The following is a 23,099-nucleotide window of genomic DNA, read 5'->3' on the forward strand; positions in this document are numbered from 1 at the left end:
CTTAATTTAAATTCATTGAATTAACCATTCCAATTCCCTTATCGAATGCTAGTAAGTTTCTTTCGATAGTAGACTTTGGTACATTATCACAAATAGCTTTCTTCATATTTTCGTAATTTATTTCATTTGTTAAAGCTGATAAGATTCCAAGACATAATATATTAATTGCTTGAGGATTTTTTAATACATCTTCTGTATACTTAAAAATATCAAACTTTCTTATATTTTCTTTCCCTACCACATCTATGCTATTATCAGTTATAATCAGCGTATCATCATTAGAATAACCTATAAATTCATCTAATCCCTTTTGAGTTAGTGCTAGTATTACATCCACTCTTTCTACTCTTGGATAACATATATCCTCATCAGAGATGATAATATCTGCTCTACAACATCCTCCACGGGATTCTGGTCCATAGTTTTGAGTTTGAATTACATGTTTTCCTTGTAACACTGCTGCTTCTGCTAAAATAACTCCTGACTTTACAATTCCTTGTCCACCCAAGCCAGTAAATATAATTTCTTTTTTACTCATTATTGTACCTCCGAAAATTAGGACTGATTTATATATTCTTCTACATATTCAGGCCCTTTAATATCTTTAAGTATTCCTATCTCATATCTGTCATCACTCTTAATACTAACTTTATGTTTTAAATTATTTATCATATCAGATGGCTTTTTTAATGAATTTCTTCTTCCAAACTGTACTGGACAAGGTGTCAGTACATCTATTATTGAAAATCCTTTATTATCAAAAGCTTTTTTTATAACCTTTACTAAATGATTATAATGTCCAACAGTACTTCTTGCTATATATGTAGCTCCTGCTGCTTCACTTAACTTACAAATATCAAAGTCCCTACATCTATTTCCTTTTTCGGTAGTAGTGGTTATTGCATCTAATGGAGTCGTTGGAGAACATTGCCCTCCTGTCATACCATATATATTGTTATTAAATACAATAACCTTTAGGTCAATATTTCTTCTACATCCATGAATGAGATGATTTCCACCTATTGCAGTACAGTCTCCATCTCCAGTTATAACAATTACCTCTAGATCTGGATTTGCAAGTTTAATACCTTCTGCATAGGGAATAGCCCTCCCATGAAGGGTATGAATTGTATCAAAGTTCATATATTGGGCAGCTCTTGATGAGCATCCTATACCAGAAACTATACAAATTTTACTTTTATCTATAGTTAAAGAATCAATAGCTTCTACTAAAGCACTTAATATTATTCCATTTCCACATCCTGCACACCAAATATGAGGAAGATGCTCTTTCCTTAAATACTTATCAATTAGTTCTTCTCTCAAATTTCTTCACCCCTTATTGCATCCTCTATTTCTCTTGGCTCGAAAATTTCACCACAATATTTATTAATTCCTATTACTGAACATCTATTTCCGACAATTCTTTGGACTTCATTTATTAATTGCCCAGCATTTAACTCTGGGACAAAGACTTTATCTATATTATTTTTTTCTATAATAGATATAAGTTTTTTCTCTGGAAATGGCCAAATAGTATATGGAACAAATAGTCCTATATCTGTTAAACTTTTATTTAAAACTAGTTCTCCGCATACTCTTGCAGTAGATCCAAAAGTTACAATTAGTTGTTTACATTCCTTTGTATTCATTTCATCATATAAAGCTATTTCATCCTTATTTTTTTCTATTTTTTCTAGCAATCTATTAGTTAGTCTTTGAGCCACTTTATTTGAATTAGATGGATATCCCTCTTCATCATGATTTAAGCCTGTTATATGAAATTTATATCCTTTTCCTATAGGTGCCATAGGAGGAACTAAATCCTCCGTAAATTCATAAGGAAGATATTTTTCTTTTTCCATAGGCTTTTTTCTATTTATAATTTTAAAATCTTCCTTTAAATAAACACTTTCTCTCATATGAGCAATCACTTCGTCTAAAAGTAAAACTACAGGAACTCTATATTTTTCTGCATAATTAAAAGATTCAATAGTTAGTTCATAAGTAGACGCTACACTATCAGGCGCAATAACTATCACAGGATGGTCTCCATGAGTTCCCCATCTACTTTGCATTACATCTCCTTGAGATACAGAAGTTGGAAGTCCAGTGCTTGGCCCACCCCTCATTACATCTACTATGACACAAGGTATCTCTGCCATAGAGGCATAACCTATTACTTCTTGCTTTAAAGAAAATCCAGGTCCACTTGTTGCAGTCATAGCTTTTACTCCTGTTAAAGATGCTCCAACTACAGCTGCAATACCTGCAATCTCATCTTCCATTTGTATGAACCTTCCTGAAACTTTTGGTAGCCTTACAGAACTTAATTCAGCAATTTCACTAGCTGGACTTATTGGATATCCTGCATAAAATTTCATTCCTGCTCTTATGGCCCCCTCAACGCAAGCTTCATTCCCCTGCATTAATACTAAGTTACTCATTTTTCTTCTCTCCTTACATGTATAGCAAAATCGGGACATATATTTTCACATACACCACAGTTAATACAATTATCTTCATTTATTACTACTGCTGTTATTAATTCTTTTCCCAGTACATTTCTTACACAACTATCTATGCATAATTCACAACCCTTACACCAATCCTTATTTATATATATCACTACTATCGCTCCTTTCCTGGGAATTTACTTTAATACTATTTATGGATTCTATAATAAATAAAATAATCAAATTTTTTATTAAATCTCTTTTCCCATTCTTCTATTAGCTTATTTCTAAATTTAGGATGAGCTATGTTAATCAATGCTCTTGCCCTCTCCTTTAGAGTTTTTCCTTTTAATTCGGCTATACCATATTCTGTAACTACATAATGTATATCATTTCTAGAAGTAGTTACTGATGTTCCCTCTGTTAAAACTGGAACAATTCTTGATATAGTTTCCTTAGATGCTGTAGATGGCATAGCAATTATAGACTTTCCACCTTTGGAAATACTGGCACCTCTTACAAAATCCACTTGTCCTCCGACACCACTAAATTGTTTAATTCCAATAGACTCTGCAGCTACTTGGCCCATTAGATCTATTTGTAAGCAAGAATTTATACATACCATATTGTCATTTTTTCCTATGATACAAGGGTCATTGACATAATCAACAGGATGCATTTCTATCATGGGATTATCATTGACAAAATCATAGAGCTTCTTTGTTCCCATTAGAAAAGTAACAATGATTTTGTCTTGATGGAGAGTTTTCCTTTTATTTGTTATTACCCCTCTGTCAACTAAATCTAATACTCCATCAGAAATCATCTCTGAATGAATTCCTAAATCTTTTTTATCCTTTAAGAATAGAAGCACAGCATCTGGTATAGATCCTATCCCTAGTTGAAGAGTTGATCCATCATCAATTAATTCAGCACAGTTTTTACCAATCTCTCTTTCTACATCCCCTATACTAGCTGCTTCTATCTCCATTATTGGATAATTCACCTCTACAATATAGTCAATATCTTTCACATGAATAAATGAGTTTCCTAATGTTCTAGGCATGTTAGGATTTACTTCTGCAATAATAATTTTTGCACATTCTGATGCTGGCTTTGTATAATCAACAGATATTCCAAAACTGCAGAAACCATGTTCATCTGGAGGTGAAACTTGAATTATAGCTACATCCACTTTCAAATACTCTTCTCTAAAAAGCTTTGGCACCTCTGAAAAAAAGCAAGGAGTAAAATCTGCTCTTCCATCAACTATAGCCTTACGAGTAGAAGGACCTGCAAAAAGAGAATTATGTTTGAAACTCAAAATATTCTCTTCTTTTACATAGTTACTCTCTCCCATACCTATCATATGGACAATTTCTATATTGGAATATTTATCACTATTCTCTACTAAAGCACCTATTACTGTCTTAGGTTCTCCAGCTGCATGACCTGTTACAATTCTTGAACCATCTTTTATCTTTTTTACCATTTCTTCAGCGGACACTAATTTTTCTCTATATACAGCTCTCCATTCCATTTTTTTCTCCTTATTAAAACAAATTTATTCTTCTATTCTTGCAATTGCTTTAGCTAACTTCTTTTTATTCTCTAGATTTCCTTGTCTTGAAATCATAATTCTCTGTGCTTGAGGAGATCCCGCTCCATGCATAGATTCTGTTCTATATCCTACTGCAGCACTACCTAAAGTTATATTTTCTATAAGCCTTAATATTCTCATTCTATTTTCTGTAGACACACCTGCTATTCCCTTTAGATACTTTTCAACATACGGACCTATCTTAGGATCTCTAAAATCTCTTTCAGAAGGCATTGTAACCATGAGTCCGCCTGCAATATCCTCAGCCAATCTTGCTATTTCATATGGAAACCTTGTTATATTTTGCTTACAAACATTTGCTAGTAATAAATCTATTTGATAATTTCCAGACTTTGTTTTACAACCTTCACATGAGCAGGCAATACCACAGCTATATAATGTTTCATTTAAATGAATCATTTCAATAAGCTTATCTTTTATGTGAGAAGCTTTATTTGCTCCATTATAGTCTGCTGCTGTTGCTGCTGCACCAATAAGTACATCGCCTACTCCTACCTTACATCCACCATAGCTTTGTCTATGATATCCAGCAAATCTCTCTACTAACATACTAGAGAATTCAGCTTCACCATTTAGAAAGATTCTATCGTTAGGTACAAATACATCGTCAAAGATTGTTAATGTTTCATGGCCTCCAAAGTTTTTGTTTCCTACATCTATATCAGAATATTCTTCTAACTTTCTTGTATCACAAGATTGTCTACCATAGATACTAAATATTCCTTCAGTATCTACAGGAACTGCAAAGGAAATAGCCCAATCTTTATCATCTGAGGTCATAGATATAGTTGGCATCACAAGAATTTCATGAGAATTTATCATTCCTGTTTGATGTGCCTTCGCTCCTCTTACTACTATTCCATCCTCTCTTCGTTCAACTACCCTAAGATATAAATCTGGATCTGCCTGCTTACTTGGAGATAGCCCTCTATCTCCTTTTGGATCTGTCATAGCCCCATCTACAACTAAATCATTATCTTGTACATATATCATATATTTTTTGAACTTTTCATGATAACCTGTACCATATGCTTGGTCTATTTCAAAGGTAGTACTATAAACCGCATTAAAAGCATCCATACCTACGCAACGTTGAAAACAAGAACCAGTTTTTTGACCGCATAAACGTTGCATTTTAACCTTATTTATTAGATCCTCTGCACTTTGATGAATATGACAGAATCTATTTATTTTTTTCCCTGTAAGGTGTGAAACCGTTGTCATAACCTCTTCATATTCTGGATTCTGTGCAAGTTCATAGGTCATAGTTACTGAATTTAAAGATGGTTTAATCATAGGATGTTCCACAGGATTTTCTATTAATTCACCAAATAGATATACCTTTGTTTTTAAAGCTTTTAAGCTATCAATATATTGTTCTTTTGTCTTTAATGTCATAATTGTTTCCCTCCTTTAATTTTTCAATTATATATAAAGCAATTTCTATGCCAAAATTATCTTTTTATTTAAAATTGCTTATCATCTTAAGAAAAGTTAAAAAAATAACAAATTTCAAGATTATTTATTGATTTTTCTACAACAATTATGAGTATTATAATATAAATTTTGCTTTTATTTACTCATCCTATCATATGCAAAATTGCAAAATTGCATTATTGCACTTCTGCATATGAAAACTATCTTAAAATAAGATATTATTATTTATTACTTGCCATAATTCTTTGTCTCTTTCTAACAATAGTAGATGCATCTATGCCTAAAGCCTTAGATGCATTTTTAATATTACCATGCCTGTTTATGGCATCATTTATTATTTCTAGTTCTATTTCTTCTATAATTTCCTTAAGACTATATCCTTTTATTGAGTAATTATTAATACTAATCATATACTCTTGCTCCTGCTTAGCTTTTATTATTTCCTCAGGTAAACTATTCTTTTTTATTTCGTTATCTTCTGCCATAATAATTTGTCTTTCTATTACATTTTTAAGTTCCCTTACATTTCCTGGCCATTCATAATTATATAAATATTCCATAGCCTCCTCACTAAGGTAACACTGAAGATTATACTTTTTATTTAGAGAATCCATAAAGTACTGTATTAACAAGGGCACATCTTCTTTTCTTTCTCTCAATGGCGGTATTTTTATAGGGAACACACTTAATCGATAATATAAATCTGATCTAAACTCTTTAGCCTTTATAAGTTGTTTTAAATCTTTATTAGTAGCGGCAATAATTCTTATATCTACAGATATGGAATTTGTACCTCCAACCTTTTCAAATTTCTTTTCCTGAATTACTCTTAATAGCTTTACCTGAGTTAACAAAGGAAGTTCGCCTACCTCGTCTAAAAATATTGTTCCTCCATCAGCCAGTTGAAATAATCCAATTTTGCCTCCCTTACTTGCACCCGTAAATGCTCCAGCTTCATATCCAAATAGTTCAGATTCTATAAGATTCTCAGGAATAGCTCCACAATTAATTGTGATAAAGGCCTTGTTCCTTCTCGAACTATTAAAATGTATATATTTTGCAATACCCTCTTTTCCAACTCCAGTTTCTCCTAAAATTAATGCAGTAGTATCAACATTTAAGATTTTTGTAGCACTTTTCATTACTTCTAACATAGGTGGTGCTTCAACCTTCATACCACTTATTTCATAAAGTTTGTCCTTTATTTCTTCTACATTGAAAGCTTGCTTTGAGCATGTCTCACTATTATACTTAACCTTCATTTAATCACCACCTCACTTAATAACTTATACTTTTAAATCCATAGCCAAATACTTCACATATATTATTTACTGTAATAAAGGCCTTTTTATCTATTTCATTAATATACTTTCTTAGTCGTATAAACTCCCTTCTTCCTATTACTACAACAATTATATTTTTATCATCTTCTGTAAATCCACCCTTGCCATGATAAACAGTAACACCTCTATCAAGCTCTGTAATAATGAATTCTTTGATTTTCATATATTCCTCACTAATTATGGTAACTTCTTTACTCATGTTAATGCCTTCTATTATCCTATCAATAACGAAACCATTTATAATTACACCTAACATTGCATACAAAGAGAGCTTAGGACCAAAAGCAAAAGCAGCCATAAAAGTAATACTTAAATCTGACAATAATACTCCCTTACCTAGATCAATGTGAAAAAATTTATTTAATACCTTTGCTATAATATCCGTACCACCTGTAGAAGCATTCTGATTAAACACAATTCCCATTCCTGCGCCGGAGATAAGAATTCCAAAAATAAGTTCCAAAAATAAATCTCCAGTAATCGATTGCTTTATCATTACTGTTTTCTCAAAAGTTAGAACCATAAAAGATATACCAAAGCTTGCATATATAGTCTTAGCTCCAAAGCCTCCTCCTATAAAAACAAATGCTACAATAAAAAGAATAATATTAATTATAATCATGATTACACCAACTGGAATAGAAGGTATAAAGTTATTTAGAACAATAGCTAAACCATTTGCACCACCTGTGGCTAGATTATTAGGCATTAGGAAGAAGTACATTCCCGCAGCTACCATAATCATTCCTATATTAATCAATAAAAACTCTTTAAATTTTTTTTTCATATTAAAAATCCTCCTTTAAATTCTAAAAAAGTACTAATAAAATTTATTAAACACTTGAATTTTTATTGATACTTAGCCATAGTGCTTGAGTACTATTCTTCCTATCCAAAGAAAAAAGCCTCTTAACTCAATTGTTAAGAGGCACAAGAAACAAACTAAAAATTTTGTATGAAAATTATACTTTACATACAATTGTCTCATTATGACACCCCCTATCTACCGTAGAGCTAACGATGTATTAATAAAGGCAGGTCTTCTGACTTTGGTTCATAGTTGCTTCAGCCTTCCCAACATAAGTCAGTGGCACTAAATGAAGCTTCTCCCCATTACAGCGGCGGGACCGTCCAGGATTTTCACCTGCTTCCCTTTTAAACAAAGTGCAAAACTTTGTACCTCTATTTATTATATTTATTTTTCACTCTATTCTAATATATACTGTATTTCAATTTATTTCAATATTGTAAATTTATAAAAAATGAAAATGTCTTTAGATAAATATCTACAAGACTAAAATACTTCCTCCACTTAATCTGTATGATCTGAATTCTGTTTATTTGCTACTATCCACCATAAGATGTTAGCACTATCATGATATCATAAAATCCTTCCTCTAGAAATAATTGCCTTGTTTTTTAACAATCTTAATTTAACTTTCCCAATACTTTTTGAATTTCCTCTTCTGTCAACATTCTATATTGTCCCTTTTTAAGTGTTTCATCTAACATTAATCCACCTATGGAAATTCTCTTTAGATATACCACATGACAGCCTACTCCTTTTAACATACGTTTAACTTGGTGTTTACGTCCTTCAGAAATTGTAAGATATCCAGAGACAACTGGCTGATCATAACGGCTTGAATCCATATTATAAAATTCTCTAATATTAGTCTCCAGTTCTAGCTCTTTGTAATTTCCGCATTTAACTACTTCTATTTTTGCTGGTTTCGTTAATGCTTCATTTTCTCCAATGGAAATTCCCTTTTCTAGCAGCTCTCTACCTTCTTTATCTAAAGAACCCAATGCCCAGAAAAAATATGTCTTTTCAACATGTTTTTGTGGATACATTAACTGATGATCAAAACTTCCATCGTTAGTAAGCAACAATAATCCTTCTGTATCTTTATCTAATCTACCAACATGAAATACTCCATTCATGTTAACCTCATGAAAAAAGTCAAACACTGTTTTATTATCAGCATCCTTTCTTGCAGTAATACATCCTGCAGGTTTATGAAACATATAATACACCTTTTCTCTATAAGCAACTACTTTATGAAGATACTCAATAATATCAGTACTCTCCTTAATTTCTATTGCAGGTTCTGTTATCACTTCCCCATTTACTTTAACCTTACCTTCTTTAATATAATCCCTACTTTTTTTACGTGTCTCAACGAATGACCCTGCTAAAAATTTATCTAATCTCATGTTTATCCTCTTCTTTTCGTTTGTAAAATTATTTTAGTTCCCTTATCCTAAGTAAAATAGTAACTATATTAATATATAATACTTTCATCTATGAGTAAAGATGTTCATTTCTTAATTGAATCATTTTTGCACTATCATAGCATTCAATTACAATGTAGATTTTAAATCAATATGCAATATAAATTAATGAATATTTATCTCTTCTTAAAAACAGACCCAAAACCTCTCTTAGTAGGCTTTAGGTCTGTTTTATATTATCAAATAATAGAGTGAATTTTTAGATCTATATCTATTTAATAATATTAAACTTTTAGATTTATATTATTTAATAATTATAGTGCTGTAATTTTTACCTGTTGTTCTTGTAATACTTTTAGTGTTAAATTTACTACTACTTTTTCTGTAAGTTGAGTGAATATTTGCTCTGTAGGAACTATGCAACTTAAAGTTGGATTTGTGTAAATATCAACTTCAGCAATATCTGCTCTTACTAATTCAGCAAAAGGTTTTTCATTAAAGAATTCTGTAGAGAAAAAACTCTGATCGCAATGATTACGTCCAATTACTGGATCTGAACAAGCATCGCAACCTTGAAGTTTAGCTGTAAAAAATGCCAATTCACTTGGAGTGGTATTTTCAACAAAAATCGGTTCTCTAATGAAATTAATTCTTGTTGTAAAATTAAAAGGAACTTCAACTGTGCAATATCTTATATCTCCACAAACATTTGGAGTTTCAATTATACTACAAGTTTTGGTTGCATACTCAATATTATTTCTTATAAAACCTTCTATAAATAGTATTCCAGTATCAGGTTGACACTCTTGAAAAAATGGAATAATACGAGATTGAGTTAAAAATACATTCTTTTTAATTCGTTTAATTTCCATAGCTGGTTGGTCTAATGTGATAGTAGCTTCAACAGGAATGGTTATGTTTATCTCTGCTAATACAACTGGAATCTTAACAAATACAGGTCCAGATTTAATAACAACAGGTGTTACAGGAATTTGTTTAGTTAATAATTGTACTTTAGAAGTAATAGTTACACAAGGATCTGCTACCCATTCATAATCACTAGTATTTTTTTGGCTATCATTCATTATAAGATTTCCTCCTTCTCTATATAATTGTCAGTGTAAAGCTTTTTACACTAATTCTTTTTTAAATTATTTTTTAAATCTATATATCAATGGCTCTATTGTTTTTTGTATAAAAAAACAACGTCCCTTTTTTTGTTATAATTGAATCGCAAAACAAATCAAAACATCCAAAGGAAAGGACATTGTTATGGATTCAATTATAACTTATTTATTTACTTATAATCAACATTTAATTTTAATTATTTTCAATTAATTACTTTTATAGCTAATCATATTCCCTTGAAGCAGTTAGTCTTCGATGATTCCGTCAGTCCAGAATATCAGAAGTTTAAGATTGATAGACTTCCTAAAATAATTCAATTTGAAAAAGTAGACTATAAACTACTCTTGTTTACTACGAATATAAGTACAATAAAGTAATTAAGCCAGTAAATCGTAGAAATTGAGTTACAATTCCAAAGGAAAATTGCTGTTCTAAATGCAGTGCTACTCATCATTATATCTATGATGACAACGACAATAATGGTCAATATCAGTGTAAAGTGCGTGGACAAACCTTCAGTCAAGATTTAGCTCCAAAGCTTATAAAACTTCAATGCCCTTGAAATGAAAAAGACCATAAGCACTTTCGTTTACATAAGTGTATTAACAGATAACTTTTCTCTTAAAAACAGACCCAAAACCTCTCTTAGTAAGCTTTAGGTCTGCAATATATCATTTAATAAGATTAATTTTTTTATTCAATTCTTAGATTTACAATTTTTTATAGTTATAGTGCTGTAACTTCTACCTGTTGTTCTTGTAATACTTTTAGTGTTAAATTTACTACTACTTTTTCTGTAAGCTTAGTAAACATTTGCTCTGTAGGAACTGTACAACTTAAAGTTGGATTTGTGTGAATATCAACTTCAGCAATATCTGCTCTTACTAATTCAGTAAAAGGTTTTTCATTAAAGAATTCTGTAGAGAAGAAACTCTGATCGCAAGGATTACGTCCAATTACTGGATCTGAACAAACATCGCAGCCGTGAAGTTTATCTGTAAAGAATTCTAATTCACTCGGAATTGTATTTTCAATAAAAATTGGTGGTCTAAGGAAAGCAATTCTTGTTGTGAAATTAAAAGGTACTTCAACTGTACAATGTCTTATATCTCCACAAACATTTGGAGTTCCAGCTGTCCTACAAGTTTGAGTTGCATACTCAATATTCTTTCTTATAAAACCTGCTATAAATAATATTCCAGTATTAAATTGATCATCTTGAGAAAATGGAATAATACGAGATTGAGTTAAAAATACGTTCTTTTTAATTCGTTTAATTTCCATAGCTGGTTGATCTAATGTGATAGTAGCTTCAACCGGAATAGTTATATTTACTTCTGCTAATACAACTGGAATCTTAACAACTGCAGGTCCAGGTGCAATAACAATAGGAGTTACAGGAAGTTGTTCAGTTAGTGATTCTACTTGAGTAGTAACAGTTGCACAAGGATCTGTTGCACAATGATCTGTTACACATCTATTATTATTTATATTTATTTTATTATCATTCATAATAACATTTCCCCCATTTTTATTTAATTAAACTATAGTTAGTGAGACCTTATACTACATAATATACGAATTTCTACTTTCTGTTCATATATAAATAAAAAAGTTTCTTCTATCTAATAAATGGAGTTGCAATTATCAAGTTATATCTATTTACCTTATAAGGCAAAAGCTCCTCGATAACACTAATATTAAGTATTGTCGAGAACATGCTGGTAGAGATAACTTTTCTCTTAAAAACAGACCCAAAACCTCTTTTAGTAGGCTTTAGGTCTGCAATATATCATTTAATAAGATTAATTTTTTAATTCAATTCCTAACATGTTGCTTGTGTTGCTTGTGTTGCTGTAATTTCTACCTGTTGTTCTTGTAATACTTTTAGTGTTAAATTTACTACTACTTTTTCTGTAAGTCGAGTAAACATTTGTTCTGTAGGAAGTGTACAACTTAAAGTTGGATTTGTGTGAATATCAACTTCAGCAATATCTGCTCTTACTAATTCAGTAAAAGGTTTTTCATTAAAGAATTCTGTAGAGAAGAAACTCTGATCGCAAGGATTACGTCCAATTACTGGATCTGAACAAGCATCGCAACCTTTAAGTTTATCTGTAAAGAATTCTAATTCACTCGGAATGGTATTTTCAATAAAAATTGGTGGTCTAAGGAAAGCAATTCTTGTTGTAAAATTAAAAGGTACTTCAACTGTACAATGTCTTATATCTCCACAAATATTTGGAGTTCCAGCTGTCCTACAAGTTTTAGTTGCATACTCAATATTCTTTCTTATAAAACCTGCTATAAATAGTATTCCAGTATTAAATTGATCATCTTGAGAAAATGGAATAATACGAGATTGAGTTAAAAATACATTCTTTTTAATTCGTTTAATTTCTATAGCTGGTTGATCTAATGTGATAGTAGCTTCAACCGGAATGGTTATATTTACTTCTGATAATACAACTGGAATCTTAACAACTGCAGGTCCAGGTGCAATAACAATAGGAGTTACAGGAAGTTGTTCAGTTAGTGATTCTACTTGAGTAGTAACAGTTGCACAAGGATCTGTTACACATCTATTATTATTTATATTTATTTTATTATCATTCATAATAACATTTCCCCCATTTTTATCTAATTAAACTATAGTTATTGAGACTTTATATACTACATAATATACGAATTTCTACTTTCTGTTCATGTATGAATAAAAAACACTTATGATAAATCTCTGTTATAATTGATTTCTCACACAACAATTACATCAAGGAGATATGCATAGATGTTTCAGAATTCAATTATATAAGACGAACTATCAATAATTAAGCGTTTAGTTTCAATTATATATCTTTAAACATAAAAATCCCTTTCTATAATAACTTAATCAATAAATTTATTAATATTACTTAATTTTATTTCCTTGTTCATTTTTACTGAGTTTATAATAATAATATTCTTTATTTTCAATCTCTATATTACCCATTAACCTAAATCCACATTTCTGTATTACCCTATTTGAAGGTGTATTATATGTCAATGCTGTTGCATTTAACACATCAATATTAGTATTCTCAAACATATATTTAATTAATCCTTGTACCGCTTGAGTTGTATACCCCTTACATCTGTAATATTTTGAAATAGCATAACCTATCTCTCTATTTGGTGGTGGCAATTCATCTTTTAAACCAGAACAAATCCAACCGATAAGCTCATTTGTCTCCTTTAATATAATTCCTAATCGTAGAGCATGTCCTTTAATATTAGGAACATTGGGTACCGCTTCTAAAAACTCATTATTCTCATTAAGTTCATAGTTAATTAACCATTCTCTACGTTTCTCTTTTGTTGCTATCCAATCAGGTAAAAATTCTGTTATCTCAGGCTGTAAGGTAAGAGCATATATTTCATCCAAATCCTCCAATTGAAACTCTCTTAATATAATATCCTTGCATTCTATCGTAAAGACCTTTTTTGAACTTATATTTTCGTAATTTGTAACTTTATTTTCATACATATAATTATCATTCCTTCCTTGTTATTATCTTTCCATTTCTAAATATTCTTCTTTTGTAAGTAAATAATATGGTTCTCCATTATAGAAATCGAACTCTTCAGATAATCCACTAACTAAATGTTGAAATTTAAATCCGAGCTTTTGTATAACTTTATTTGAAGCTATATTTTCTGGCTTTGCTAAAGCAATAATTCTTTGAAGTCTAATTGTATTAAAGCAATAATCAATTAATGCAGTCATAGCTTCAGTTGCATACCCATTCCCCCAGTAATCTTGCCCAATCAAATAATATATCTCCTTTTCTGGATAGAAACAATCAAGAATTCCAACTCCACACCAACCAATAAATTTACCTGTATCTTTCAAAAATATTGCAAAAGAATATTTAAAGTCATCCTTAAAGCCAGTTTTATAAGAATCAATCAGCCATTTAAATAACCCTTCATATTCTTCAAAAGACATAACATCCATATCCAGATATTTAAATAACTCTTTATTCTGCATTAATTGAAAAGATCCTAATAAATCATTCTCAATATAGGGTCTAATTACTAATCTATTTGTTTCAATTCTCATTTTTTTAATCATATTAAAAAACTCCCTTTTATTATTTTTTGTTATTCTCCTATTTAAAAATTTATTGGCATAAACTCACCCCTTACAAAAAATAAAAAGGCTGTAATGAAATTAGATTTCATTTACAACCTTAGTAGAATTATTATTATTCTATGCAATATAGATAGATAAAAGCTTATTTATTGCATAGAAAAGCCATACGTTAAGTATGGCATTTAATAACAAACAACTATAAAAATATGCATATTAAAAGAATATAAATAAATCACTATATTTCTTTTAATAATATAAATTTATAAAAGGTATAAACGCAAAAACTATTCCTTAACATTGTTTATCTCAAAAATGTAACCTTAATAGACCTATTCATAATACAAATTTATATGCATAATAATTAAAACTGTAGTAAATAAAAACAGTAATAATAAATTACATCCTAAATAAACTTGTATAACCAACAAGCAAAAAACATTTTTAAGATTGGTATTAAATTATATTACCTTACAACGTTTAGAATTAGTTTTTTCATACAATTGTCCTCATATAAATATATTAAGTATATTTTACATTATTATACTTATATTGTCAACAAACCTGTATATTTAATCTATGCAATTCACATTGAATATGCATGACTATTATTTCGTATTTTCTTAGTTATTATATATAAATCTCACCGCATTTGATCTTCATCCTGGGTCCTTTCTCAAAAGTCACAACATGATTCTTCATCCTTGTTTTTAACATTATATCCATAAAAATTGACCTTTCATTAAAATCTATTATTTAATAAATGAAAAAAGAGATTAGATTACTCTAATCTCCATATAACTGACTGATAACATTAACCTTATTCCTCTTCATCACCAAATACCCTTATGCTTCTCAAAACAATAGATACCTTGGTGTCTTATTTACATATTCATTATATTCATTTTTAAATACTTCTTTCATATGCTTTTCTTCTTGAAGTATTTGTAGATGTATACCAGTTACAACTAATATAGCCACAACTACTGTCATAAGATTTAAATGGGTAATTGCAGTTCCGATAAACATCAAGTCCATTCCAACAAAGTCTGGATTCCTGCTAAATCTGTAAAGCCCTGAAGTTACAAGTGAGGTTTTTGTTGATTTATCTATACCTGCTCTCCAAGAAGTTTTCATGAAAACCATAGCCAATATAAAAAGTGAAACTCCTATTAATGTAATAACCACTCCAAGAATGCTTACTGTAAAACTTTTACCAAGTCCAACAAACCACTTTTCTGTAAATGATGAAAATAGGGCACTAAAAGTCCAAATCCCTATCCCTGCAAAAGTCACTGCTTTTAGAAACTTTTCAATAATAAGAATTTCTTTACTTTTTATACCTTTCCCAAAAACATTGGCTTTAATGTTGTTTTTCTTTGATAATATTATTAATTTTCCTATATATGAAATTCCAAATATACATAGTAATACAAATGAAACGCTCTCTATTAACCCCATAATTATTCCCACCTTAAAAATTACTTTTTACTACTATTATTTATATGAATATATATTCATTTGTTCATATATAACATTATATTCTCAACTATAATTTGTGTCAATAAATTTTAGTAAAAATTTATTATATAAAGGAAAAACACCCTGTAAAACAATAGGTGAAAACTATACATTACATTGTCAAGGGTAGAGTTAAAATTGTTATGCGTCTTTTGGCTCATTTTTACTTGTTTCCTTAATTGGAATGAGATGAATAATTCTATCATCACCTATATTAGGATTACCTCTACCATCTCTATTACTTGTTGTTAGGTAAATTGATCCATCTTTCCCCTGAATAATATCACGTAAGCGTCCATACCTATTCTTTAACCATGACTCTACACTGTTTACTTTCGTTCCTTTTCCATTCAATGAAATAGTAAGTAGTTGTTCTCCACGCAAAGTAGCAACTAGTAATCTTCCTTGCCAAATTCCTTGATCTACAAAGGCTATACCAGAAGGTGCCCATGTCTCTTCTTCGCTGTGTATTAATGGCTTTTGCACTATAACTTCCTTAGAGTCTTCATTTCCTTGAACCAGAGGCCATCCATAATTAGCTCCTGGCTGTATAATATTTATTTCATCATGAGCCGTCTGCCCATGCTCAGATGCATACAAGATATTTCTTGGATTCCACGTTAAGCCTTGAGGGTTTCTATGACCTAAGCTATAAATAGGTGAATTGACAATCGGATTATCTTCAGGAATGCTACCATCTAATTCTATTCGTAGTATTTTCCCTGCTGTACTTGTGATATTTTGAGCCAATGCAGAATTACCTGCATCCCCCGTTGTAATATATAATTTACGATCTGGACCTATCTTTATTCTTCCTCCATTATGAATACGACCACCAGGAATTTTATCTATAAGAACTCTGTCAATAGATGCCTTGTTATTCTTTTCAACCAATCTTACAACACGGTTATAAATTTGATTACCTTCTTCATATGAATGCATAACATACATATAATGATTTTGGGAATAATTTGGATCTAGTGCAATTCCCATCAAACCACCTTCTCCTTGACTTACAAATGGTGCACTAAATATAATCAGTGGTTGTGGAAGAAGTTTACCATCTTCAATGATTCTAATTGCTCCAGACCGCTCTGTAAAATATAGTTTACCTTCATTGCTTATATCTATAGCCCAAGGCACATATAAATTTTCAGCAACAACTTCAATTTCATATGGAAATTCCCTTGATATAACTCCCTTTGATTTCACTTTGGATGCATTACTACCACGCAATATCATATTAGATAAAACATTGTAAATCTTTCTTTTCATACCCCTATCCTCCAAAATTAAATAAATGACATCTCAATACACACTTTATTTATATTATTATATATTTGTCTTAATGATCTATTTTTTTACATAAATAAAAAGAACCCTATTTCTAGAGTTCTTCCCTTAGTCATTTTAATAAAATGTACTTAAAAATTACATTGCTCTTGATGGAAATACAGCGTCTAATACTCCAATAACTAGAGCTGCTAATATTGCTCCTATGATGGATACTCTCATATGTGGCACCAAAAATTGCGCAAAATATATTATTACAGCTGCAATAATAAAACCTTTTACACCCTTTCCAAAAGGTGATGCATCAACTCCCATAAATGCTTCTACAAGATAATCTATTCCCGTTATTACAACTGCTGCAATTAAATATGACCATAAACCATAAATGCTAAATCCTGGAGTTAAAAATGATGTTATCCCTAAAATAATTGCAACTAATATCAATCTTCCTATCCATCTTAAAATACTATTTCCACTTGAACTTTCTTTTTTTGTCTCATTATTATCTGTCATATGAATTCCTCCTTTAATAGAAATTATTATTAATTAAAGGTATTATGCCCATAAATTTTAAAAATCATTCAAGAAAGTCTAGTTATAAAAAAATTGCCGCCATATAAATTTTATGGCGACAAATCTATTATCTATTTTCTTCAACGACCTTCTTATACGCTTTTGTTTCTACAAAGATTTCATTTTTTAGTGGATTAAGTTTATTTTTGTGAATCTTATTAAACTGATAAACTACTAATCCAACATTTGCTATTAAGGATAATAAACTTAAAACAAAAAACGCTTTTGGATTATGTGTAGTAGCTACGGGCGCTATACGATCCGCAAAGGAAGGTACTGTCATAATAAACATAATCCACAAGGCAAGTGTCTGTGCACGATGTTGGAGCCATGCTCCTTTTTTGATAAAGAAAGCAGGTATGGTGCAGGAAAGCAACAATGCCAATCCACAATAAAATGAATGATCTGCTATACAATTATATGTGTATGCAAAATTCCACAAATCATAAGCTATGATCCAAGGCCAGATCATGTCAGGCCAAATCATATCTTTTGTTTTGTCTTTAGAAATAAAAATGCCAACCCATCCGCAGATGGCGATGATGTTAAGTAATCCAGCTATACCATTCATAATATTCCATGGTCCTGACATTACCCAAAGATTATCTACATATGCTCCATTCCATGCTCCATATGTAAAGCATTGAAAATCACGTATAGCTGCTTCAAGGATGTTAATTGCTAAAATAAGTGGTGGAAAGCATAATACCCACTTCTTTTTAGCAAGTGATGGAATATAGCGAATGGCCATAAATCCAAGACAACCTGCCAGTGCTGAATATGTTTTTACCCAGTTAAACCAAGTGCCCGTGCCATATTCATTTCCTGGAGCTGCAGTTGTTGGCCAAACAAAAATGGTTAGACCTATAGGAACAATTAAAAAAAGTATAATTCCGCCCCATTTTGTTGAACGACCAAGCTCATTAAAAGCCATTAAAGCAAAAAGAATAAAAAGCCAAATGGCCCAACCTGTAAAACTGGTTGTTTCATAAAAAAGACCCATAGTATTTCCCCCCTAAAAATAATACTTGACATAACTCTAATATGTATGTCCATCACAAACAATTCAACATGTATATATTTGTAATTATCATGTCTTTACTTGTTATCTAAGTAATTATATTACATATTGACTCTTTGGTCAAACATTTGTAAAGTTCTCAACTATTCCCACCACACCTAAAAAACTTAACTACATAAATTGGTATACCTTATCAATTGCTTCTGTTATCAATTGTATTGTTTTAAAAAGCCTTCAAACCGCATGAACAAAACAACTATTTAAATAGTTTCATATTTTTATATATAAATAGTTCCCTATATAAATATTTATATATATACCTAGTTTCATATATGTCTTTTTCTCTATATAACTATGAGCATATTTACCTTGGTTACCCATTATTTATGAGATTCATGTAGATTATTAATCCTATATACTTCAATTATTTGATTTATATGCTAATCTATAATACTATAATATTAAAATAAAATTAATTAAGGAGATGATCCCATGATTTTTGCAGATAGTTTATCCCTTCTTTTTTAGATTATAAAAAAAGAAGGGTGATAAAATGATATATGAAAAATTTAATAATATAGATTCAAAAAAGTTTAATAAAATGGCTTTACCGTTAATCTTAAACTCTGTAACAGCTATGATAATTGGACTATGTGACCAAGCTATGGTTGGAAGAATATCCTTAGAATCCTTTGGTGCAGTTGCTCTCATTACATCTACAATAAACAGTATTACTGGTGTTCTTGGTATGACTTCTATTGCTTTTAACATCTTAGGTTCTAAATACAAGGGGAAAAAAGATACAATAGCCCTATATGAGAGTTTTGCTATAAACTTGATAATTAGCTTAGTTACTGGTTTAGCCTTTTTTATTCTAACCTTATTATTTGGCAGAACTATTCTTCAAAATCTTTATAACCTAAAAGGTACAATATTGAATGAAGGTGTAAACTATCTTTATATATTCAGTCTTTCTGTAGGACTTAATATGATACTTTTTACATTTTCATCTTATTTGAAAATTGTTAACAACACAAAATATATACTTTATGCAAATGTTACATCCTCTGTTTTGAATGTAGTATTTGATTATATATTTATCTTTGGACATCTTGGTTTCCCTAAAATGGGTATGAAGGGAAATGCATTTGGTTCTGTTCTCGCACTTGCTGTAGGAATTGTAATTTATTTAATTAAAACTAAACCTTTAAAGCTCTTAAAAGATTTACACATAAATTTAAAAGAAGTTGTTAATGATACTTTAAAAGTTTCCATGCCTCTTATGGGGCAAGAAATATTAGAATCAACCTTAGTTATAATAATTATAAATTCAATACTATCTCATATAGGCATCTTAGAAGTTTCTGTCTATAACCTGTTATCCTTAATAATAAGTATAGCCTTAATGCCAATGTACTCCTATTCCCAAACTTCACTAACATTTGTTAGCGAAAGCTTGGGAGCATGTGACAAAACCTCAATTAATAAGACGCCCAAAATATGCATGATTTTTACGTTGATTTTATACTTTATAATTGCAATAATAGTATTTTCATTAAATCATTGGATTTTTAGAATTATAACTAATGATTTAATTTTAATTAAATCATCATCTAATTATATAGGTCTTGCCTTGATTGTTAACGTTTTTAATATACCAAACACTATTTATAAGTATAGTCTTCAAGGCATAAGGTATGAAAGATGGGTGTTTATTTCATCAATGCTTATTAATTTTATTGGAATAAGTCTAATATTTATATTTTCAATATTATTGAAGTTAAATTTATATGGTATCTACCTTGGTTTACTGATAAATTTCATAATTCTCTCAATCACTTTCTACAATAAATATAATAAAGCATATATTACAATATAAAAATATAAACCATAAATTAAAGCTCACATAATTGGAAATTCAAATATGTGAGCTTTAAACTAAGTAAACTGTTTTATTTATTGTAATATAATCTAAAACATAAATAGTATTATAAAAGTGCGTAAAAAAGTACCTACAAACTAAACACTTATTATGTGTCTATTCTATAGGTACCAGTTTACTACATTAGTAGCCTTTTTTATTTTATAAGGAATTCTACATTTTTCCTTTTACTTTTGTTTCTACTTTTTTTGCTGCCATTAAGAAAATTACCATTGCTACAATTGCACCTATAATTCCTATTGGATATGAAATACCTTGAGAAAGCTTAAAGCCTTCTGGTGCAATTAAAATATAAGATGTACATACCGCTGTCATAAATGTAGCTGGTATAGTGGCAATCCAATGTTTTTTACCTTTAGTAACCAAGTACATACCTGCTGTCCATAATACTATAGTAGCTAAAGCTTGATTAGACCATCCGAAATATCTCCATACTATTCCAAAATCCATCTTAGTTAATATAAACCCAATCACAAATAAAGGAATACTAATTATAAATCTATTTTTAATTGGTCCTTGATCAAATTTAAATATATCAGCTATAGTTAATCTTGCACTTCTGAAAGCTGTATCACCAGAAGTTATAGGACATGCCACAACTCCAAGTATAGCTAGTAATCCACCAACTTTTCCAAGTAAGCTTCCACAAATTTCATTTACTACCCAAGCTGATGTATGACCGTCTATTGCCATGGTAGCATTTAATTCTGCTACTCCACCAAAGAAGCTCATTGCTGCAGCTGCCCAAATTAATGCAACTACACCTTCTGCTATCATTGAACCATAGAATATTTTTCTACCCTGTTTTTCACTAGTTATACATCTTGCCATTAAAGGTGATTGTGTCGCATGGAACCCTGAAATAGCTCCACAAGCAATAGTTATAAATAACATTGGGAATATTGGGTTTTTATCTGGGTTTGAATGCATATTAATCAAATTAGCTGGTATTACTTCTGGTATATTATATCCCCCGAAAATTAGGGCGCCACCAACACCAATAGCCATAACTAATAAGCAAATTCCAAATATAGGATATATCTTTCCTATAAGCTTATCTATAGGAACTATTGTTGCAATAATGTAATATGCAAATATAATGTATATTAATAATGTAATGTTTAATCCTGTTAATCCTTTTAAAATACTTGCTGGTCCAGTTACAAATACAACTCCTACAAGAACTAAAAGTATTACTGAAAACACTCTCATAAAATTTTTAAAGCCTTTTCCAAGATATTGACCTACAACTTCAGGAATGCTTGTCCCATCATGCCTTACAGAAAGCATACCAGAAAAATAATCATGAACTCCGCCTGCAAATATACATCCAAAGACAATCCACAAAAATGCTGATGGACCCCACATTGCCCCTGCAATTGCACCAAATATAGGACCTAAACCTGCTATGTTAAGAAATTGAATTAAGAAAATCTTGTATGCAGGCATTTTAACAAAATCTACTCCATCCTCTAACCTTACAGCAGGAGTTTGAATTTTTTCATCTGCCCCAAAAACTTTTTCTACAATTGCACCATAAATAAAATAACCTATAATAAGAGCAATAATCGCTAAAATAAATGATACCATTTGGACCCCTCCTAATTAATTATTTATTAACAAAATTATAATATGTTTTTTAGGAGTTAATACGATTTCATACATGAAAAAACAAAAAAAGCACATCAAGTGCTTTTATATGCCCATTATTTGCTTAAACTCACCTATATTGTTTCTACTTACGGGTATATCAACTTTCTCGCCTTGTAGTTTTAACATAAAAGTGTTATTAAACCATGGAACTATCTCTGTAATTTTATTAGTATTAATTATGTATGATCTATGACTTCTATAGAAGTGTTCTTTGGGAAGTCTTTTGTAAAAATCTGAAATACTACAATTTACACTGTATTGTACTCCATTTATATAAATTAAAGTTTCTCGTTCCTTTGCTTCACAATATGAAATATCCATTATATTTTTTACAATCATCTTATTATCTTTCCAAAGGGTTATTTTATTGTTTATACTTTTTTTATCTGAAAGTTTCTCAATTTTCTTTAATGTACTAACTATACGTTCTTCTGAATAAGGCTTTAATATATAGTCATAAGCCTGAATTTCAAAGGCATCTACAGCATAATCTTTATGCGCTGTAATAAAAATGATAAGAGATTGCTTTGGAAAGTGATTAATAATTTTACATAATGCAATGCCATCTAGTTTTGGCATATTAATATCCAAAAAAATAATGTCTGGTTTATTTTCTTCAATGTATTCTAAAGCTTTAATGGAATCATCAAATTCACTAACTATTTTAATATTACTAAAATTATTTATGAAATACTTTAGTTCTTCTCTTGAAGGCGATTCATCATCAACAATAATACAGTTCATATT

At 30.2% G+C, this 23,099-nt stretch carries 21 protein-coding genes and 1 riboswitch; of the genes, 1 reads left to right on the forward strand and 20 read right to left on the reverse strand.

Annotated features, from left to right (window positions below; all coding sequences use genetic code 11):
• Position 1 precedes the first annotated feature (1 nt).
• The 18 genes from ABDZ93_RS17030 to ABDZ93_RS17115 all read right to left on the reverse strand — a co-directional run bounded on the left by ABDZ93_RS17030 (position 2) and on the right by ABDZ93_RS17115 (position 18,739).
• A complete protein-coding gene (locus ABDZ93_RS17030; protein ID WP_343827704.1) occupies positions 2–538 on the reverse strand; it encodes a 2-oxoacid:acceptor oxidoreductase family protein in 537 nt (178 codons plus the stop codon).
• 17 nt (positions 539–555) lie between these two features.
• On the reverse strand, positions 556–1,326 hold the full coding sequence (locus ABDZ93_RS17035) for a thiamine pyrophosphate-dependent enzyme (RefSeq protein WP_343827705.1): 771 nt from the start codon (positions 1,324–1,326) through the stop codon (positions 556–558).
• Positions 1,323–2,447, reverse strand: coding sequence for a 2-oxoacid:acceptor oxidoreductase subunit alpha (locus tag ABDZ93_RS17040; protein ID WP_343827706.1), 1,125 nt, complete (start codon positions 2,445–2,447; stop codon positions 1,323–1,325). Before ABDZ93_RS17040 ends, ABDZ93_RS17035 begins: the two co-directional genes overlap by 4 nt.
• Positions 2,444–2,629, reverse strand: a complete 186-nt coding sequence (locus ABDZ93_RS17045; RefSeq protein ID WP_343827707.1) for a 4Fe-4S dicluster domain-containing protein — start codon at positions 2,627–2,629, stop codon at positions 2,444–2,446. Before ABDZ93_RS17045 ends, ABDZ93_RS17040 begins: the two co-directional genes overlap by 4 nt.
• Positions 2,630–2,664: 35 nt before the next feature.
• Positions 2,665–3,996 (reverse strand): acetyl-CoA hydrolase/transferase family protein, encoded by a 1,332-nt coding sequence (locus tag ABDZ93_RS17050; protein ID WP_343827708.1) that lies wholly within the window; start codon positions 3,994–3,996, stop codon positions 2,665–2,667.
• 24 nt (positions 3,997–4,020) lie between these two features.
• Positions 4,021–5,475: a 4-hydroxyphenylacetate 3-hydroxylase family protein gene (locus tag ABDZ93_RS17055; RefSeq protein WP_343827709.1), complete on the reverse strand. Its 1,455-nt coding sequence runs from the start codon at positions 5,473–5,475 to the stop codon at positions 4,021–4,023.
• A gap of 260 nt (positions 5,476–5,735) precedes the next feature.
• Complete coding sequence (locus tag ABDZ93_RS17060; protein ID WP_343827710.1) at positions 5,736–6,776, reverse strand: sigma-54 interaction domain-containing protein; 1,041 nt, start codon at positions 6,774–6,776, stop codon at positions 5,736–5,738.
• Between the two features lie 16 nt (positions 6,777–6,792).
• Entirely contained in the window at positions 6,793–7,644 is an 852-nt protein-coding gene (locus tag ABDZ93_RS17065; protein ID WP_343827711.1) for a YitT family protein, read from the reverse strand.
• 229 nt (positions 7,645–7,873) lie between these two features.
• Positions 7,874–8,056: riboswitch (cobalamin riboswitch) on the reverse strand.
• A gap of 229 nt (positions 8,057–8,285) precedes the next feature.
• Positions 8,286–9,074 (reverse strand): pseudouridine synthase, encoded by a 789-nt coding sequence (locus tag ABDZ93_RS17070; RefSeq protein ID WP_343827712.1) that lies wholly within the window; start codon positions 9,072–9,074, stop codon positions 8,286–8,288.
• A gap of 332 nt (positions 9,075–9,406) precedes the next feature.
• The gene (locus ABDZ93_RS17075; protein ID WP_343827713.1) at positions 9,407–10,177 is read right to left on the reverse strand and encodes a CsxC family protein; all 771 of its coding nucleotides are present in this window, start codon (positions 10,175–10,177) and stop codon (positions 9,407–9,409) included.
• A gap of 769 nt (positions 10,178–10,946) precedes the next feature.
• A complete protein-coding gene (locus tag ABDZ93_RS17080; protein ID WP_343827714.1) occupies positions 10,947–11,732 on the reverse strand; it encodes a CsxC family protein in 786 nt (261 codons plus the stop codon).
• 313 nt (positions 11,733–12,045) lie between these two features.
• Positions 12,046–12,837, reverse strand: coding sequence for a CsxC family protein (locus ABDZ93_RS17085; protein ID WP_343827715.1), 792 nt, complete (start codon positions 12,835–12,837; stop codon positions 12,046–12,048).
• A gap of 291 nt (positions 12,838–13,128) precedes the next feature.
• Complete coding sequence (locus ABDZ93_RS17090; RefSeq protein WP_343827716.1) at positions 13,129–13,743, reverse strand: GNAT family N-acetyltransferase; 615 nt, start codon at positions 13,741–13,743, stop codon at positions 13,129–13,131.
• A 24-nt stretch (positions 13,744–13,767) separates the two neighbouring features.
• Positions 13,768–14,331: a GNAT family N-acetyltransferase gene (locus ABDZ93_RS17095; protein ID WP_343827717.1), complete on the reverse strand. Its 564-nt coding sequence runs from the start codon at positions 14,329–14,331 to the stop codon at positions 13,768–13,770.
• 873 nt (positions 14,332–15,204) lie between these two features.
• Complete coding sequence (locus ABDZ93_RS17100; protein ID WP_343827718.1) at positions 15,205–15,810, reverse strand: methyltransferase family protein; 606 nt, start codon at positions 15,808–15,810, stop codon at positions 15,205–15,207.
• A 201-nt stretch (positions 15,811–16,011) separates the two neighbouring features.
• Positions 16,012–17,145, reverse strand: coding sequence for a PQQ-dependent sugar dehydrogenase (locus tag ABDZ93_RS17105; RefSeq protein WP_343827719.1), 1,134 nt, complete (start codon positions 17,143–17,145; stop codon positions 16,012–16,014).
• A gap of 156 nt (positions 17,146–17,301) precedes the next feature.
• Positions 17,302–17,676, reverse strand: a complete 375-nt coding sequence (locus tag ABDZ93_RS17110; RefSeq protein WP_343827720.1) for a phage holin family protein — start codon at positions 17,674–17,676, stop codon at positions 17,302–17,304.
• A 127-nt stretch (positions 17,677–17,803) separates the two neighbouring features.
• Positions 17,804–18,739, reverse strand: coding sequence for a DUF5692 family protein (locus tag ABDZ93_RS17115; RefSeq protein WP_343827721.1), 936 nt, complete (start codon positions 18,737–18,739; stop codon positions 17,804–17,806).
• 571 nt (positions 18,740–19,310) lie between these two features.
• Here ABDZ93_RS17115 and ABDZ93_RS17120 point away from each other — a divergent pair.
• Positions 19,311–20,636, forward strand: a complete 1,326-nt coding sequence (locus tag ABDZ93_RS17120) for an MATE family efflux transporter (protein WP_343827722.1) — start codon at positions 19,311–19,313, stop codon at positions 20,634–20,636.
• A 216-nt stretch (positions 20,637–20,852) separates the two neighbouring features.
• Here the strand turns inward: ABDZ93_RS17120 and ABDZ93_RS17125 are convergent, their stop codons facing one another.
• The gene (locus tag ABDZ93_RS17125; protein WP_343827723.1) at positions 20,853–22,289 is read right to left on the reverse strand and encodes a carbon starvation CstA family protein; all 1,437 of its coding nucleotides are present in this window, start codon (positions 22,287–22,289) and stop codon (positions 20,853–20,855) included.
• Positions 22,290–22,394: 105 nt separating this feature from the next.
• On the reverse strand, positions 22,395–23,096 hold the full coding sequence (locus tag ABDZ93_RS17130) for a LytR/AlgR family response regulator transcription factor (RefSeq protein ID WP_343827724.1): 702 nt from the start codon (positions 23,094–23,096) through the stop codon (positions 22,395–22,397).
• Positions 23,097–23,099 lie beyond the last annotated feature (3 nt).

The organism is Clostridium subterminale, from assembly GCF_039521425.1.
Classification (GTDB): Bacteria; Bacillota; Clostridia; order Clostridiales; family Clostridiaceae; genus Clostridium_J; species Clostridium_J subterminale.

Excerpts from the sequence above, each read along its gene's own strand:
- ABDZ93_RS17030 (WP_343827704.1), bottom strand. The coding sequence starts at position 538 with ATGAGTAAAAAAGAAATTATATTTACTGGCTTGGGTGGACAAGGAATT.
- ABDZ93_RS17040 (WP_343827706.1), bottom strand. The coding sequence starts at position 2,447 with ATGAGTAACTTAGTATTAATGCAGGGGAATGAAGCTTGCGTTGAGGGG.
- ABDZ93_RS17050 (WP_343827708.1), bottom strand. The coding sequence starts at position 3,996 with ATGGAATGGAGAGCTGTATATAGAGAAAAATTAGTGTCCGCTGAAGAA.
- ABDZ93_RS17055 (WP_343827709.1), bottom strand. The coding sequence starts at position 5,475 with ATGACATTAAAGACAAAAGAACAATATATTGATAGCTTAAAAGCTTTA.
- ABDZ93_RS17060 (WP_343827710.1), bottom strand. The coding sequence starts at position 6,776 with ATGAAGGTTAAGTATAATAGTGAGACATGCTCAAAGCAAGCTTTCAAT.
- ABDZ93_RS17065 (WP_343827711.1), bottom strand. The coding sequence starts at position 7,644 with ATGAAAAAAAAATTTAAAGAGTTTTTATTGATTAATATAGGAATGATT.
- ABDZ93_RS17070 (WP_343827712.1), bottom strand. The coding sequence starts at position 9,074 with ATGAGATTAGATAAATTTTTAGCAGGGTCATTCGTTGAGACACGTAAA.
- ABDZ93_RS17075 (WP_343827713.1), bottom strand. The coding sequence starts at position 10,177 with ATGAATGATAGCCAAAAAAATACTAGTGATTATGAATGGGTAGCAGAT.
- ABDZ93_RS17080 (WP_343827714.1), bottom strand. The coding sequence starts at position 11,732 with ATGAATGATAATAAAATAAATATAAATAATAATAGATGTGTAACAGAT.
- ABDZ93_RS17085 (WP_343827715.1), bottom strand. The coding sequence starts at position 12,837 with ATGAATGATAATAAAATAAATATAAATAATAATAGATGTGTAACAGAT.
- ABDZ93_RS17090 (WP_343827716.1), bottom strand. The coding sequence starts at position 13,743 with ATGTATGAAAATAAAGTTACAAATTACGAAAATATAAGTTCAAAAAAG.
- ABDZ93_RS17095 (WP_343827717.1), bottom strand. The coding sequence starts at position 14,331 with ATGATTAAAAAAATGAGAATTGAAACAAATAGATTAGTAATTAGACCC.
- ABDZ93_RS17100 (WP_343827718.1), bottom strand. The coding sequence starts at position 15,810 with ATGGGGTTAATAGAGAGCGTTTCATTTGTATTACTATGTATATTTGGA.
- ABDZ93_RS17105 (WP_343827719.1), bottom strand. The coding sequence starts at position 17,145 with ATGAAAAGAAAGATTTACAATGTTTTATCTAATATGATATTGCGTGGT.
- ABDZ93_RS17110 (WP_343827720.1), bottom strand. The coding sequence starts at position 17,676 with ATGACAGATAATAATGAGACAAAAAAAGAAAGTTCAAGTGGAAATAGT.
- ABDZ93_RS17115 (WP_343827721.1), bottom strand. The coding sequence starts at position 18,739 with ATGGGTCTTTTTTATGAAACAACCAGTTTTACAGGTTGGGCCATTTGG.
- ABDZ93_RS17120 (WP_343827722.1), top strand. The coding sequence starts at position 19,311 with ATGATATATGAAAAATTTAATAATATAGATTCAAAAAAGTTTAATAAA.
- ABDZ93_RS17125 (WP_343827723.1), bottom strand. The coding sequence starts at position 22,289 with ATGGTATCATTTATTTTAGCGATTATTGCTCTTATTATAGGTTATTTT.
- ABDZ93_RS17130 (WP_343827724.1), bottom strand. The coding sequence starts at position 23,096 with ATGAACTGTATTATTGTTGATGATGAATCGCCTTCAAGAGAAGAACTA.